The following is a 15,207-nucleotide window of genomic DNA, read 5'->3' as shown; positions in this document are numbered from 1 at the left end:
CCCTTTTCGTTTGACTTTACCAAGTGACGATCTTCACGCGCTGCCCCGGTCGCAGCGATGCATTCGCCGTCAGCGCGTTAATCGTCAGAAACCGCTCCAGCTGATAATCGCTATAGGCCATGCGCCGACTGAGCGACTGGACAGTATCGCCCGCCTTGACCGTCAAGACATCGACCCGGCGCGGCTTGATGGCAGCAGCTTCCTGCGGTGACAGGCGCTGAACCGACTGGACCATGGTGTTGAACGGGCCGATGCCCTGTCCCGCCGCTGTCAGCAACAGAAAGTGGTAGGCCTTCCCATCGCCAAAATCATAAGCGAAAACAGTCGCATCGACCGCGCCCGACTGGCTGTTGGCGCGCATGGTGCGCCACGCGGCGGGCAGACCGTTGATCGTCGTGCGGCGCGCCTCACCTTCCGGCACGCTGCCATTGGTGCCGCCCAGTTTCGCGAAGACATTGTCGATATAGGCCGCCAGATTGTCGGAATAGGGCGCCGCGCCAAATTGCGCCTGCCCACCCGATCCCGTCACCGAAACCGCGTCGGCGCTATTTTCCATGCCAAAGCCGGTCGGCGCGGTGAAGCTCAGGCGGAGGTCGGGATGGCGAAAGCGGTTACCCTCTATCACGCCCTGCCGGGGATCGTCGCCATAGAGCAGGCCGTCAAGCGCATTGAGGAAGGCGTCGCGGTTGCGCACCACGCTCTTCGATCCGCTGCTCGCTGCGCCCTTGGACGCGCGCGCGACGCGCGATGCGGGGTCGGGATGGGTGCTGGCCCATTCCGGCATGGTCCGCGCACTGCCCGTAACCCGCGCATCCAGATTGCTCTGCGCCGCCAGTGACGCCAGCATCCCCGATAAAGCGCGCGGATCATAGCCGCCCGATGCCAGGTAACGAATGCCCAGATCGTCGGCCTCATATTCCTGCGTGCGTGAAAATCGCAGCGTCAGCAACTGGCTGCCCGTGCCGATCCCTTTCTGAATCAGCCCGGCAAAGCCCGAATCGCCCAGCAACGCACCAGTCAGAACGCCCAGCAAGGCGCCGCCGATCGCATTGCGCTGCGCCGCCTGTTGCCGCCGCTGGCCATGGCGGGCCGCGACATGGCCGACTTCATGCCCCAACACCCCGGCCAGTTCCGCCTCATCATTCATCAGCGCCATCAACTGGCGCGTGACATAGACATAGCCGCCCGGAATCGCGAAGGCGTTGTTGACCGGCGAATTGAGCAGCGTGACGGTAAAATCGCTCTGCGCGTTGGACAGGCCGGATTGCACCGCGATGCGACGCCCCACGCTCTCGACATAGCGCGCCTGAGGCCCTGCATAGGCGCCGCCAAATTCCTTGAGCAGTTCAGGATGCTGCTTGGCCCCGCTCGCCTTGTCCTGCGCGCTGATCGACGACGTGGTGCGTATGGCACGCTGCTGGCCCACGACGGCAGGCGCAGCCGCCAGCGCGGCCATGCCCACTCCGACGCATGCCAGAGACAACTTCCAGTTCATCCCCTGAATTCCTCCTCAATTACCGCATCGTAACGAGAAGAAAGGCCGGAGCGTTCCCCGTCAAGCGTCGTTCAAGCGCCGATGGCGAGAAATTTGTCCGCCCTGTCGGTGCGCAGCGCCAACGCATCCATCCCGTCGAGCGCCGCCAGTTCCGCCTCGATCGCCGCGCCCAGGCTGGCAATCGCCTCGACCGGATCGCGATGCGCCCCGCCCACCGGTTCGGGCACGATCGTGTCGATCACGCCCAGATTTTTCAGATGCTGCGCCGTCACCTGCATCGCCGTGGCCGCGTCGCTCGCCTTGTCGGCGGTGCGCCACAGGATCGACGCGCAGCCTTCGGGGGAAATCACGGAATAGACGGCATGTTCGAACATCAGCACGCGATTGGCCGCCGCCAGCGCGATCGCACCGCCAGAACCGCCTTCGCCCACCACGGCCGACACCATTGGCACGCCCAGCTTCAGGCACGCCTCGGTCGACCGCGCAATCGCTTCGGCCTGCCCACGCTCTTCCGCCTGCACGCCGGGGAAAGCGCCCGACGTATCCACCAGCGTCACCACCGGCAGGCCGAACCGATCCGCCAGTTCCATCAGGCGGATCGCCTTGCGATAGCCTTCGGGCTTGGCCATGCCGAAATTGTGCCGCACCCGGCTGGCGGTATCGTCGCCCTTCTCATGGCCGATCACCATCACCCGCCGCTCGCCCAGCGTGGCAAAGCCGCCCAGTATCGCCTGATCGTCGGCAAAGGCGCGGTCGCCCGCCAGCGGCAGGAAATTGTCGAACATGCCCGCAACATAATCCTTGAAATGCGGACGTTCGGGATGACGCGCCACCTGCGTCTTTTGCCAGGGCGTCAATTTGGCATAGGTATCGGCCAGCATCTTCGCCGCGCGCTGCTCCAGCGTCGCGATCTCGCCGTCGATATTGATGTCGCCGACGCTGGCAGTGGCGCGCAGTTCGACGATGCGCGCTTCCAGTTCGGCAACGGGCTTTTCAAATTCCAGAAAGCTGACCATGGCGCATGGCGTTAGGGCGATGAAGCGTCGTCGTCAACGCGCGGCTGTGGCATTTTCGGCACCATCTGCCCCAATGGGTGGCGGCTATTGACCAGTTCGACGAGGCGGCGGCTGTCCACATGGGTGTAGATTTGCGTGGTGCCGATGTCCGCATGGCCCAGCATCGACTGAAGCGCGCGCAAATCCGCCCCGCCCTCCAGCAAATGGGTGGCAAAGGCGTGACGCAGCACATGCGGGCTGACCCGTTCGGGCGCTATCCCCGCCGCCGCCGCCAGCGCCTTGACGATCTGGTACAGCCGGATACGGCTCAAATAGCTTTTCCCCGACGGAAACAGCCAGGCGCTTTCGGACGGCACATGTGTCAGCCAGCTTGCAACCGCGGCCCGCGCCCGGTCGGAAATCGGCACCAACCGCTCACGCCCGCCCTTCCCCTTCAAAATCAGGAAGGGCCGGTCTGCCGCCAGCGCCCGGCGCGGCAGGGAGACGAGTTCGGTCGCGCGCAGCCCAGACCCGTACAGCAGCTCGATCAATGCCGACAGCCGCAGATCGCCCGGCGCCGGATGCGCCACCGCCAGCCGCTCGGCGATCAGCGCGAACAGCATATCGACTTCGGCCCCCGACAAAATCTTGGGCAATGGACGCCGCATCACCGGGCGCGGCAGCGCGCTGGCAGGATTATCCGCGCGCAGCCCTTCTTCTTCCAGAAACCCGTAAAAGGCCCGCAGCGCCGATGCCTTGCGCGCCACGGACGATGCCGCCAGCGTCGCCCATTCGCCCGCCAGCCTGCCCAGCGCCTCCTTGCTTGCCCCGGCCAGGCCGCCAATCAGCGCACCTGCGCCGTTCAGGTCGGCGCGATAGGCCAGCAAAGTGTTGCGCGACGCGCCCCGCTCCGCCGCCATCATCTCCAGAAAACGGTCGATCAGGGCATCATCGTCCCCCATCAAAGCCGCGTGATCGCCTCCGCCGCGATCATCCGCGCTTCAGGGTCCAGCCCGACGCGATGAAGCGCGGCGACGATATGATAAAGATGCTCCGGCGGCAGGCGGTTCCAATCGCTCCCCTGCATCCCCACCGCCGCCAACAGCGCGACCGTACCCTTTTCGCCCCGCTGGGCGGCCGCGCCAATCGCGCGCGCCCAGCGGCTGTTGGCGGCCAGATTGACGCCATTGTCACGCGCCAGGCTCGCCATGTCATTGGCCGACAGCCGCGCCAGGCCCGCCAGCGCCGCGATCAGCATCCGGCCCTTCTGCGGCCCCGCTTCGCCAATATAGCTGGTTATCCGGCCTTCGTTGATGTCGACCACCGGGCTTGGCGCACCAACGGCGAGCAGCCCCCAGAATTGCGCCGCGCCATCGCCATTGATCTGGCCCAGCGCCCGCGCCCAGCGCGCCGCATTGCGATCATAACCGGCGGTCATCATCGCCGCGACCAGATTGGCGGTATCGCGCGCGTCGGCCTGCGCGACCGGCAGGGCCGCCGCTGCCCGCGCCGTCGCGATCAGCCCGACATAGTCAGGCCGTGCGCCATCCTGCCACCAAGTCTGCATCGCGCCGATCCGCGCGCCCACCGTCGCACCGGTATAGGCGGTGCGCAGCGCGTCGATCCGGTCGGCAATCTCCGTCGGCGCATCGCCATCGGCCGCCAACTGGCTGTAGAAATCAACCAGCGCCGCGTTGGAAAACACGCCAAGCCGGGCCGCGATGTCGACCGCAGGCTGGCGCTGCACGGGCGCCAGCGCGGGCGCACGCGCTTCCCACGCCCGCACATGCGTTCCGACCGTGCCATATAGCGCATCGGGAATCTCGACATTCAGCGCAGTCGCCAGACCAAAGCGCCAGGCGGTCAGCCGATCGACCCCGTCCCATTCTATCTTCACCGAACGGCGCGCATTGAAGCCGGTGCCGACCAGCTTTTCCGCCAGTCGATAGTCGACGCCGCGCACCACGCCGCGCCGCTGCGCCTGATTGAGCGCACCGCTGGCAGACCCCTGATCGCCCGACAAGGCCGGGCAGATCGCCCGTGTCATGTCCCAGCCCGGCTCCTTGCTGAAACGCAGCGCCCCTTCCGACAGCGGGCATAGCCCGGCCGGGTCCGCGCTGGCCAGATAGGTCTGCATCGCGATGGCATAGAGGCGCGGGGAATAGCGGTCGGGATCGACGCTCTGCACCAACAGCCGGGCGCTGTCCGCCTCCCCCATGCGCAGCAGCAGCCAGGCACGCTCGGCCACCCAGTCCGCCCCGTCAATATCGCGCGGCGTATCCACCGCCGACAACAGCGCCCGCCGCAGCAGGATCGCGGCCCAGCGCGACATGATCGGCGCATGGGTCTGCTGCATCAGCGTGGCGAGGAATTTGCCCGACTGGTTGCCAAAGGCATTGGGCTCCATCCCGCGCGTCGCGGGCGTCAGCGGGCCGATGCGGTCCAACGAGCGGCGCGCCGTTTCGGGCAGGTCATATTTGGCCTTCTGCGCCGCCAGTTCTTCCGGCGTCAGTTCCTCTTCGGCGGCATTGGCCGCCTCATCCGGCAGCAGCGCCAGGTCGGGCGGGGTCGCGGGATTGAGCGCGGGGGCTGGCACGCCGCCGGGCGTTGGCGCGGGCGCGGGGCGCGCAGGGGCTGGCGCTGGTGTTTCAGGTGCGTCGCCAAAACCGGGCGGCAACAGCGATTCGGGCGCCTGCTGCGCCACGACGGGCAGCGCCAATGCCAGCGCAAAGCTGCCGAACGCCCATTTCGCCTTACCCCCGGACCTGCGCATGGGCGTTACTGGCCCAGCTTCTCGGCAGGGATGACTTTCTCGACACGCTGCTGCGGCTGCTCGCCACCGCGCGACCACAGGAAGGCCAGCAGCGCGACGACCAGCACCACCAGGATGATGGGCAGGATCGGCAGGCGCGTACCACGACGGCGGCCAGCGCCCTCAAAACTGCTCAAATTGCGGTTGTTCTTCATGAGTCCTTGCTACGGCTGGTCCCGCCATCATGCGAAACGACAGGGAAAGATGCGATTTGCCTCTGTGACGGCTGGCTGTATAGCCCCGGTCGCCATGCAGCGAAACAGCAAATTCCCCGCTACTCACGCCAAGCGCGGTCCCATCGTCCTGGTAGGCATGATGGGCGTGGGCAAATCCACCGTCGGACGGCGGCTTGCCGCGCGGCTTGGCGTCACATTCGTCGATGCCGATGAAGAGATTGAAAAAGCCGCCGGGCTTTCCATTACGGAGATTTTCGCCCGCTATGGCGAACCCCATTTCCGCGACGGCGAACGCCGCGTGATAGCCCGGCTGATGGACGGCGCGCCCAAGGTGATCGCGACCGGCGGCGGCGCTTTCATGCAGGATGACACGCGCGCGCTGATCCTGGATCAGGCGACCGCGATATGGCTGGACGCCGACATCGACGTGCTGGTCGATCGCGTGTCGCGCCGCGAAGGCCGCCCCCTGCTCAAGGATCGCGATCCCCGCACGGTGCTGACGGATCTGGCCGCAGTGCGCAATCCGGTTTACGCGCTCGCCCCCATTCATGTGAAGAGTATCGCGGCGCCCCACGACATCACGGTCGACCGCATCATGGAGCATCTGACGGCATGGCAATAGTCCCGGTCGCGCTCGGCGCGCGCAGCTATGACATCATCGTGGAACAGGGCGCGCTCGACCGCGCTGGCGCCATCCTGGCCCCTTATGCGCGCAAGGGGCGGATCGTCGTCGTCACTGACGCCCATGTCGCCGCCGCCCAGCTTCCCCGGCTCGACGCCAGCCTGCGCGCCGCAAATGTAACGTTGGAACCGATCATCCTGCCGCCGGGCGAACAGACCAAGAGCTGGCGGCATCTGGAACAATTGCTCGACGCGCTGCTGGCGCTGGAGATTGAGCGCGGCGATCATGTCGTGGCCCTTGGCGGCGGCGTGATCGGCGATCTCGTGGGCTTTGCCGCCTCCATCCTCAAGCGCGGCTGCCACTTCATCCAGGTGCCCACCACGCTGCTGGCCCAGGTCGATTCGTCGGTCGGCGGCAAGACCGCGATCAACACGGCGGCAGGCAAGAATCTGATCGGCAGCTTCTACCAGCCCGCCCTCGTCCTGATCGATCCGTCGACGCTCGACAGCCTCCCCCAACGCGAAACCCGCGCGGGCTATGCCGAAGTCGTCAAATATGGCCTGATCGACGATCCCGATTTCTTCGGCTGGTGCGAAGCTAATGCGCAAGCGCTGCTGGCCGGTGATCCCGAAGCTCGCACCATCGCGATCGAACGCAGCGTCCGCGCCAAGGCGGCGATCGTCGCCGATGACGAGCGCGAGACGTCAGGCCGCCGCGCCCTGCTCAACCTTGGCCACACATTCGGTCACGCGCTGGAGGCCGACACCGGCTTTTGCGACACGCTGCTGCATGGTGAGGGCGTCGCGGCCGGCATGGCGCTCGCCTTCCGCTATTCCGCGCATCTCGGCCTTTGCCCCCAATCCGATGCCGATCGCGTCACCGCGCACCTCAAAGCCGTCGGCCTGCCCCACAATCTCGCCACCGCCCACGTCACCGCCAACGGCACGGCGCTGGTCGGCCATATGCTTCACGACAAGAAGATGGAGGCCGGCACCCTCCCCTTCCTCCTCGCCCGCGGCATCGGCCAGACCTTCCTGTCAAAAGATGTCGTGCTGGACGACGTGGCGGCGTTTCTGGACGCGGATCGATCAGCCTGAAGAATGCCGCGCTCGTCGAGGGCGCAGAGCGGAGCGCCCGCAAATTCCTCCCCTGCAAGGGGAGGGGGACCACGAAGTGGTGGAGGGGTGTCGCCCTATCGATAGGCGGATACCCCTCCGTCTGGCCTACGGCCATCCACCTCCCCTTACAGGGGAGGATGATCGGAAACGACCAGAAATTGCCGCTGGAATATGCTGCGCCGTGACTTGGAACCGGCCATTTCCTTGATCGTCACCCCAGCGAAGGCTGGGGTCTCAGGCGTCAGAAGATAACGTCTGACATATCCCGCCAATCTGGATTGGCTTCTTCCACAAAGCGAAGCCAGTGTCGTTTCGATTATATTCGGCGCGCGCAGCGATGTCGGCTGTGAGGCCGATATAGACAACGCCCTTTGCTTATTGGTCATCACATAGGTGTGGCCGCCCCGCGCCATATCCGACTGTGGCGCATCTACGCCTGAGACCCCAGCCTTCGCTGGGGTGACGGTGAGATTCATGTCTCCTATACGGTGCTTGCACCTGTAAAGCCGTCCTTCCGCAACCCACCCATCTCCGCCACCAACAAAAAGGGCGCCTCGCGGGCGCCCTTTTCATTCCTGCCTTTGGAAGGCCGATTACTTCTTCAGCGTCAGGCCGCCAAAGCGCTTGTTGAAGCGTGCCACCTGGCCGCCCTGATCCAGCTGACGCTGGCCACCGATCCATGCAGGATGCGACTTGGGGTCGATGTCGAGCGCCATCTTGTCGCCTTCCTTGCCCCAGGTCGAACGGGTCTGGAACGTCGTACCGTCGGTCATCTGGACGGTGATCATGTGGTAGTCGGGGTGAATATCGGCCTTCATGGCGTCGTGCTCCGTAATGTGCCGGTTCCGACCGGCTGTGGATGCGGGAAAAGTGCGAAGGCGCGCCGTTAGCGGGTTTGACGCCCTGTGGCAATAGTCCGTCATCCCGGCGAAAGCCGGGATCTCACTTTTCTTCGGATGCAACAGAGGAAGCGAGACCCCAGCTTTCGCTGGGGTGACAGGAATAGTTTAATCCTGGGGCGGGTCGCTGATCATCGCGACGAACTGTGCTTCCGCGGCCAGCTTGTCGCCCAGCATCGCCTTGCCCGCAAATTTGCAGATTGCGCCACGATTCTGGGTCACTTCGACATGCAGGTCGAGCAGACAGCCCGGCTCAACCGGCGACCGGAATTTCGCGCCGTCGATGCTCATGAAATAGACGAGCTTGCCCGAATCGGCCAGGTTCATCGATTCCACCGCCAGCACGCCCGCCGCCTGCGCCATCGCTTCGACGATCAGCACGCCCGGCATGATCGGCCGGGTCGGGAAATGGCCCTGAAAAAAGGGTTCGTTCACCGACACCGCCTTGATCGCGTGGATCGACTGGTTGGGCACCAGCGACACCACGCGGTCGATAAGCAGCATCGGGTAACGATGCGGCAGCGCGGCCATGACCCGACGGACATCCATCGGGCCACGCGCGCTGATCGTTTCAACCTCTCCCGTCATTATCTATCAGCGCGACTTGGGGGCCTGCGCCGGGTTGGCAGGCGCGGCAGCCGGGGCTGCGGCCTGACCCTGACGGCCCGGCTGCCAGCCGGCTGGCGGCGTGATCGACACGCTGGGCACCAGTGCGTTGATTTCGGTCACGACGGCATCGGTAATGTCGACGGTCGGCTGATAGGACACGGTCGCATCGGGGGCCAGCACCAGATCGACCTTCGCCTTCGCCATCGCCGCCTTCAGCGCGTCGGACAGCTTGGCCGTGATCTGCTCTTCGACATAGGCGTTGGCCAGCGCGATCGGCTGGCCCATGCGCTGCAATTCGGCCTGCGCGCTCTGCTGCGACTGCTGGAACGCCTGATACTGGGTTTCGATCGCCGGGGTCGGCTTGTTGCCCGCTGCGGTCAGCGCCTTCTGGATCGCGTCGCCCTTCGTCTTGAGGTCGGCGTCGATCGCAGTCTTGCGCGCGTTGAACGCATCGATCTGCGGCTTGTAGGTCGTCTGCATCTGGGTGCGGGCGACGGTATAGGCGGCGCTGGTGCCGACCGCGCGCTGCAGGTCAGCGACGGCAATGCCCATCTTGGACTGGGCTGCGGCCGGAACGGCGGTCAGCGCAATGGCGGTCATCGGCGCGAAAACGAGCGCCGCAGCCTTGATAATGGTCTTCATCAGAATTGAGTCCCTACGTTGAAGGTGATGAGCTTGGTGTCGTCCCCTGGTTCTTTCAGCAGCGCCTTGGCGATGTCGATACGGAACGGGCCGAAGGGCGAGTTCCAGTTGACGCCAAAGCCGACCGACAGGCGCGGCTTGAGCGTGTCGCCGAGATATTCTTCCTCGAAATTGCCGCCCGAGAAGGTGAAATTGGTGCCGCAGACCGGCGCCCGCGCCGTGCCGGTGGCGCGTACCCGCGTCGATCCGGTCGGTGCGTTGGTCGTTGGGTCGCAATAGCCGGCGAAGCTGCCATTGCCGTTGATCAGCACCGGATCCTTGATGCCGGCCACCGCGCCTGCGTCGACAAAGATCGACGGCCGCAGCCCCATTTCACGCGCGCCCGATCCCAGTGGTATCTCCACTTCGGCCCGCGCCTGGTAATAGATGCGGCCTCCCAGCGCGTCGTCGGTGATGTTGTTCCGGCCAGTGACCCGGTCATAACCGGTGATGTTGTTGTTCTCATCGGTCGTGGCCTGGAGGAAGTAGCGCTTCACCCGTGGACCCACGCCGCGGATGTTGAAGCCGCGGAACTGTGGTTCGCCAAGGAAGAAGCGATCAACCAGCCGGATGCGCTCGGTCGGGTTGCCGTCCGGGTCGAGCCGCTCGCCTTCCAGCGAATGAATGTAGCCGCCCTCACCCGACAGGGAGAAGATGAAGCCCGCGCCCAGCGGCCAGAATTTGGAGGCGTTGACGCGCGTGCGGACATATTTGACGCTGCCGCCCAGACCCGCGAAATCCTGGCTTAGCACCACATTGTTGCCCCGCGTCGGGCGGATGCGGTTGTCGCGCGTGTCATAAATCAGCGAGTAGCCAAGCGACGATGTCGTCCGCTTGCCAATCGCGTCGCACAGATAACGACCGGCGAGCAGCGGGTCGCAACGCTCCGCCAGCGGACCCGCGCCATCGGGATCGGAATAATAGGTCGCCCTGTCGAGCGTCACATCGTCGAAATTGAGGCTGTAACGCAGCGCCAGCGACATATATTCGGTGATCGGTACGCCCGCCCGGATCTGAAAGCCGGTGGTCGTCTGTTCATAGGTCGTATCGCGACTGTTGGTCCCGTTGCCCAGGAACCGGAAGCTGTTGAGATCGCGGCGATAGATGTCGCCGCCCAGCGCGATATTCTTGTCCAGGAAATAGGGTTCGGTGAACCCGACTTCGACCGACTTGCTATAGGCCGAGTAATTGACGGACGTGCGCAGTTCCTGGCCCTTGCCGCGGAAATTGCGCTGGGTGATCGATGCGGACACGATGAAGCGTTCCAGCGACGAGAAACCGGCCGACAGCGACAATTCGCCGGTCGATTTTTCCTGCACATTGGTTTCCAGGATGATCCGGTCAGGCGCGGAACCGGGCTTCTGCTCCACGTCCAGCTTCTCCTGGAAGAAGCCGAGCGAGTTGATCCGGTCCTTCGACCGCTTGACCAGGAAGCTGTTGAACGCGTCCCCTTCGGCCAGACGGAATTCGCGGCGTACCACCTTGTCCTGCGTCAACGTATTGCCGTTGATGTCGACCCGCTCGACATAGACGCGCGGCGCATTGGCGATGCGGAAATTGATCCCCATCGTCAGCGTATCCTTGTCGCGCTGGAAATCGGGCGACACGTCGGCAAAGGCATAGCCGAACAGGCCGGCAGTCTCGCTCAGCGTATCGACCGTATCCTCGACCAGCTTGGCGTTATACCAGTCGCCCTTCTTCATCGGCAGGCGCTTGGTCAGCCCATCGCCCGACAGGTCGCGAATGTCGGATTCGACCTTCACATCGCCAAATTTGTAGCGATCGCCCTCTTCCACCACATAGGTGATGATAAAGTCCTGCTTGTCCGGCGTCAGTTCCGCCACGGCCGAAATCACCCGGAAATCGGCATAGCCTTCGGTCAGGTAGAATTGGCGCAGCTTCTGCTGGTCATAGGCCAGGCGATCGGGATCATAGCTGGTGCCCGACGAAAAGATGCGGAACCAGCGTGACTGCTTGGTCACCATCTGGCTGCGCAGTTCGCCGTCCTTGAACTTGTCATTGCCGATGATGTTGATCTGGCGAACCTTGGACTTGGGCCCTTCGGTAATTTCAAAGACAATGTCGACACGATTCTGGTCGAGCTGCACCATCTTGGGTTCGACGCTGGCGGCAAAGCGGCCCTGACGACGATAGAGTTCGATGATGCGAGCCACATCGGCGCGGACCTTGGAACGGGTATAGATCTGGCGCGGGGCCAGCTTGATTTCTGGCCGGATCTTGTCGTCCTTCAGCCGCTTGTTGCCTTCCAGCACGATGCGGTTGATGACCGGATTTTCCTTCACCTCGACCGTCAGTGTGCCATTGTCGTTGCGGATCTGGACGTCGGCGAACAATTCGGTCTCGTACAGGTCGCGCAGACCCTGATCGAGCGTTTCCTGGGTGAAGGGCTGGCCGACGCGCAGCTTGGTGTAGGACAGGATCGTGTCCGGCTCCAGCCGCTGGGTGCCGGTGACATTGATTGCGCGGATCGTACCCACCGGTGCCGGGGCAACGGGCGGCGCCAGCGCCGGTGCACCGGCCGGGGGAGCAGCCTGCTGCGCCTTTGCCGGAACCGCTGTCAGCCCGGCGATCATCGTCGTCGCCAACAGGGCCGTGACGACCGGGCGCTGCCTCTTGCTGCTCATCATCGCTGTCACCCGCATCACCTCAAACAGTATAAAATTGTTTCCGCCGACACAGACGACGCCAAACCGCGCCTCCCTGCCCCATGCGCGTCAGCCGATCAAGCCGGACAGGCTTTTCCAAAGCCCGAAAGACGACAAATCGTTGAAAGTCACCAGCACCATCATGGTCAGCAGCGCGGCCAGGCCAGATTTATAGGCCCATTCCTGCACCCGTTCGCTGACCGGCCGCCGCTGCACCGCCTCTATCCCGTAAAACAGCAGATGCCCGCCATCCAGCATCGGGATTGGCAACAAGTTGATGAACCCCAAGTTAATCGAGATAAGCGCGACGAAGAAGATGAAGCTTTCCAGCCCCATCGTCGCCGCCTGCCCGGAAACCTGCGCGATCTTCAACGGGCCGCCCAGTTCCTTGACCGATCGGCCACCACTGATGATCTGGCCCATCGTCTCGACCATGGTGCGGACGATCTGCCCTGTCCGCTCCACAGCGACCACCGGTGCACGCAACAGGCTTACCGGCTCGACCACCGGATCGCCGGGGGCCAGCCCCAACCGGCCGATCTGGAACTTGTTCCCGAAGCCGTCATCCTCGGTCACGCTGCCGATCTTGCCGTCCTTGGCGAACGTCCTGCCATCGCGCTCGATCACCATGGCGACCGCTTCGCCGGGACGGATCTGGGCATAGAGACGAATATCGTCGAAGGTCGTCATCTCGCGCCCGCCCAGCGACACGATCCGGTCGCCCGGCAATATCCCCGCCGCCGCCGCCGCGCTGCCCGGCTGCACCTGTCCCGCAACCGCCGGAGTCCGGCTTTCGCCATGCACGAAGGCGAACGTCGCCAATATCAGGATCGCGAACAGGAAATTGATCGCCGGCCCCGCCGCCACGATCGCCGCGCGCTGCCACAGCGGCTTGGCCGGAAAGCTCTGCGCCCGCTCGGCGGCGGGCAGTTCCAGCCAGGCCGGATCGGTCATGCTGGCCGCGTTCATGTCGCCCTTGAAGCGGACATAGCCGCCCAGCGGCAGCGCCGCGACGCGCCAGCGCGTGCCGCGCTTGTCGACCCAGGCGAACAGTTCCGGCCCGAAGCCGATCGAAAACGCCTCCGCCTTCACCCCGCACCAGCGCCCGACCAGATAATGGCCCAGCTCATGCACGAAAACGAGCGGCCCGATGACCGCCACAAATGCCAGAACAGTCAGCAGAAAACCGGGATTGTGGATCAAACCGTCAATCTTTCCATCACATCGCCCGCCACGGCACGCGCACCGGCGTCCGCCGCCAGCACGTCTTCAATCGTGGAGGGCGTCGGCGCGCTATAGCGGTTCAATACTTCCTCCACAATCATGGCGATATCAAGGAAGCCGATCCTGCCGCCCAGAAACGCCGCGACCGCCGCCTCATTGGCTGCGTTCAGGATCGCGGGCATCGCCCCGCCAGCCGCCGCCGCTTCGCGCGTCAGGCGCAAGGCGGGGAAGCGATCCTGATCGGGCGCTTCGAAATCCAGCCGGCCGATCCGGGCCAGGTCGAGCGGCTGACACGGCGTCGCGATCCGCTGGGGCCAGGCGAGCGCATGGGCGATCGGTATCCGCATATCGGGCGATCCCAGCTGCGCCAGCGTCGATCGGTCGCGATATTCGACCATCGAATGGATCACGGATTGCGGGTGGACCAATATCTCGATCCGGTCTAGGCCGACGGGGAACAGATGCGCCGCCTCGATCAGCTCCAGCCCCTTGTTCATCATCGTCGCGCTATCGACGCTGATCTTGGCGCCCATCGACCAGTTGGGATGCGCGACCGCCTGCGCGGGGGTGATGTCGGCCATCTCCGCCCGGCTCCGCGTGCGGAACGGCCCGCCGCTGGCGGTCAGCGTAATGCGCGCGACATCTTCTAAAGAACTGCCGGCAAGGCATTGGAAAATCGCATTATGCTCACTGTCCACCGGCAATAATGTCGTGCCGGACACGCCAGCCGCCGCCATCATCAGCCCGCCCGCCGACACCAGCGATTCCTTGTTGGCCAGCGCCACCGTGCCGCCCGCCTTCAGCGCCGCCATGGTCGGCCGCAACCCTGCGCACCCCACGATCGCCGCCATCGTCCAGTCCGCCCCGGCCCCCGCGACATCGACCAGCGCCTGCTCGCCCGCCGCCGCCTCGATCGCCGTCCCGGCCAGCGCCTCCTTCAGCGCGCCGTACAGCCGCTCCTGGCCGATGACCGCCACCTTGGCGCCCGCCTCCCGCGCCAGCGCCGCCAGACTGTCCAGGTCACTGTTCGCCGTCAGCGCCACCACGTCATAGGCGTCGCGATCCCGCCGGATCAGGTCCAGTGTCGACTGGCCCACCGACCCGGTCGCGCCGAAAATCGAAACCTTCCGCGTCATCGCAGCACCAGCATCAGATAGAGCAGGGCGGCCAGCGGCGCGGCGGTCACCACCCCGTCGAGCCGGTCCAGCACGCCGCCATGACCCGGCAGCAGCGATCCGCTATCCTTGACCCCCGCCCGCCGCTTCATCGCGCTTTCCAGCAGATCGCCCGCCTGCGCCGCCACCGCCAGCAGGCCGCTTGCCGCCGCCAGTTCGATCGGCAGCCCGGCAAAACGGTGCAACAGAAATCCGATCAGCAACGCCGCCACTACGCCGCCACCCAGCCCCGACCAGGTCTTGGACGGGCTGATCCGCGGCGCCAGCTTCGGTCCACCGATCGACCGGCCCGCAAAATAGGCGCCAATATCCGTCGCCCACACCAGGGCCAGCGCCCACAGCGCCAGCGTCAGGCCAAAGATGTTCGGCCCCTGCCCGCGCAGGAACAGCAGCGCCATGACCGGCAGGCAGACATACAGGACACCCAGCGCCAGCCGGACGGATCGGGTCCCCCCGATCACGAACAGAAAAGCCGCAACCAGCAGGCCGATCGCAAACCAGGACAGGCCAGCGGCCAGCGGGCATAATATCGCCAGCGGCACCGAAACGGCGTACATCGACAATTTCTTGTGATCGGCCGATGCGCCGCTCAAATCGGCCCATTCGGCCTGCATCAGCACGCCCGCCACCGACAGCAGCGCCCAGAACAGCAGCCCGCCAGACAGCAACGCACCCAGCGCCACCGCAATCAGTACGACGCCCACGACGGCGCGGGTGCGCAATTCACTGCCCATG

The 15,207-nt window shown here is 64.9% G+C and carries 15 protein-coding genes; 2 read left to right on the top strand and 13 right to left on the bottom strand.

Annotated features, from left to right (window positions below; genetic code table 11):
* Window positions 1-16 precede the first annotated feature (16 nt).
* From SX1_RS02025 to SX1_RS02005, 5 genes are all read right to left on the bottom strand, one after another.
* Complete coding sequence (locus SX1_RS02025) at window positions 17-1,495, bottom strand: M48 family metalloprotease (RefSeq protein ID WP_026149415.1); 1,479 nt, start codon at window positions 1,493-1,495, stop codon at window positions 17-19.
* 71 nt (window positions 1,496-1,566) lie between these two features.
* The gene (locus SX1_RS02020) at window positions 1,567-2,511 is read right to left on the bottom strand and encodes an acetyl-CoA carboxylase carboxyltransferase subunit alpha (RefSeq protein WP_019051698.1); all 945 of its coding nucleotides are present in this window, start codon (window positions 2,509-2,511) and stop codon (window positions 1,567-1,569) included.
* Between the two features lie 11 nt (window positions 2,512-2,522).
* The gene (locus SX1_RS02015) at window positions 2,523-3,452 is read right to left on the bottom strand and encodes a tyrosine recombinase (protein WP_019051697.1); all 930 of its coding nucleotides are present in this window, start codon (window positions 3,450-3,452) and stop codon (window positions 2,523-2,525) included.
* Complete coding sequence (locus SX1_RS02010) at window positions 3,452-5,263, bottom strand: hypothetical protein (RefSeq protein WP_019051696.1); 1,812 nt, start codon at window positions 5,261-5,263, stop codon at window positions 3,452-3,454. The genes SX1_RS02015 and SX1_RS02010 overlap by 1 nt, the downstream gene beginning before the upstream one ends.
* A gap of 5 nt (window positions 5,264-5,268) precedes the next feature.
* A complete protein-coding gene (locus SX1_RS02005; RefSeq protein WP_017182806.1) occupies window positions 5,269-5,457 on the bottom strand; it encodes a hypothetical protein in 189 nt (62 codons plus the stop codon).
* A 94-nt stretch (window positions 5,458-5,551) separates the two neighbouring features.
* Here SX1_RS02005 and SX1_RS02000 point away from each other — a divergent pair, with 94 nt between their 5' ends.
* Both SX1_RS02000 and aroB read left to right on the top strand, forming a co-directional pair.
* The gene (locus tag SX1_RS02000; RefSeq protein ID WP_019051695.1) at window positions 5,552-6,100 is read left to right on the top strand and encodes a shikimate kinase; all 549 of its coding nucleotides are present in this window, start codon (window positions 5,552-5,554) and stop codon (window positions 6,098-6,100) included.
* A complete protein-coding gene (aroB, locus tag SX1_RS01995; RefSeq protein WP_019051694.1) occupies window positions 6,091-7,197 on the top strand; it encodes a 3-dehydroquinate synthase in 1,107 nt (368 codons plus the stop codon). Before SX1_RS02000 ends, aroB begins: the two co-directional genes overlap by 10 nt.
* 146 nt (window positions 7,198-7,343) lie before the next feature.
* On the opposite strand, the gene SX1_RS23660 is transcribed toward aroB, so the two are convergent.
* The 8 genes from SX1_RS23660 to SX1_RS01950 all read right to left on the bottom strand — a co-directional run bounded on the left by SX1_RS23660 (window position 7,344) and on the right by SX1_RS01950 (window position 15,206).
* Window positions 7,344-7,694: a hypothetical protein gene (locus tag SX1_RS23660; protein ID WP_255209683.1), complete on the bottom strand. Its 351-nt coding sequence runs from the start codon at window positions 7,692-7,694 to the stop codon at window positions 7,344-7,346.
* 117 nt (window positions 7,695-7,811) lie between these two features.
* Window positions 7,812-8,036, bottom strand: coding sequence for a 50S ribosomal protein L31 (gene rpmE, locus SX1_RS01980; RefSeq protein ID WP_006954711.1), 225 nt, complete (start codon window positions 8,034-8,036; stop codon window positions 7,812-7,814).
* Between the two features lie 189 nt (window positions 8,037-8,225).
* Window positions 8,226-8,705, bottom strand: a complete 480-nt coding sequence (fabZ, locus tag SX1_RS01975) for a 3-hydroxyacyl-ACP dehydratase FabZ (RefSeq protein WP_026149414.1) — start codon at window positions 8,703-8,705, stop codon at window positions 8,226-8,228.
* Window positions 8,706-8,711: 6 nt separating this feature from the next.
* Window positions 8,712-9,368, bottom strand: coding sequence for an OmpH family outer membrane protein (locus SX1_RS01970; RefSeq protein ID WP_017182801.1), 657 nt, complete (start codon window positions 9,366-9,368; stop codon window positions 8,712-8,714).
* A complete protein-coding gene (bamA, locus tag SX1_RS01965) occupies window positions 9,368-12,055 on the bottom strand; it encodes an outer membrane protein assembly factor BamA (protein ID WP_026149413.1) in 2,688 nt (895 codons plus the stop codon). Before bamA ends, SX1_RS01970 begins: the two co-directional genes overlap by 1 nt.
* Window positions 12,056-12,142: 87 nt before the next feature.
* Window positions 12,143-13,276 carry an RIP metalloprotease RseP gene (rseP, locus tag SX1_RS01960; RefSeq protein ID WP_017182799.1) on the bottom strand — a complete coding sequence of 378 codons (1,134 nt, stop codon included), beginning with the start codon at window positions 13,274-13,276 and terminating at the stop codon, window positions 12,143-12,145.
* The gene (locus tag SX1_RS01955) at window positions 13,273-14,433 is read right to left on the bottom strand and encodes a 1-deoxy-D-xylulose-5-phosphate reductoisomerase (RefSeq protein WP_019051690.1); all 1,161 of its coding nucleotides are present in this window, start codon (window positions 14,431-14,433) and stop codon (window positions 13,273-13,275) included. The genes rseP and SX1_RS01955 overlap by 4 nt, the downstream gene beginning before the upstream one ends.
* Window positions 14,430-15,206, bottom strand: a complete 777-nt coding sequence (locus tag SX1_RS01950; RefSeq protein WP_026149412.1) for a phosphatidate cytidylyltransferase — start codon at window positions 15,204-15,206, stop codon at window positions 14,430-14,432. The genes SX1_RS01955 and SX1_RS01950 overlap by 4 nt, the downstream gene beginning before the upstream one ends.
* Window position 15,207: the final 1 nt, after the last annotated feature.

Origin of the sequence: Sphingobium xenophagum NBRC 107872 (assembly GCF_000367345.1) — a bacterium.
GTDB lineage: Bacteria > Pseudomonadota > Alphaproteobacteria > Sphingomonadales > Sphingomonadaceae > Sphingobium > Sphingobium xenophagum.
The sequence above is the reverse complement of the archived record's forward strand: the minus strand, read 5'-3'. Positions and strand labels throughout refer to the sequence as shown.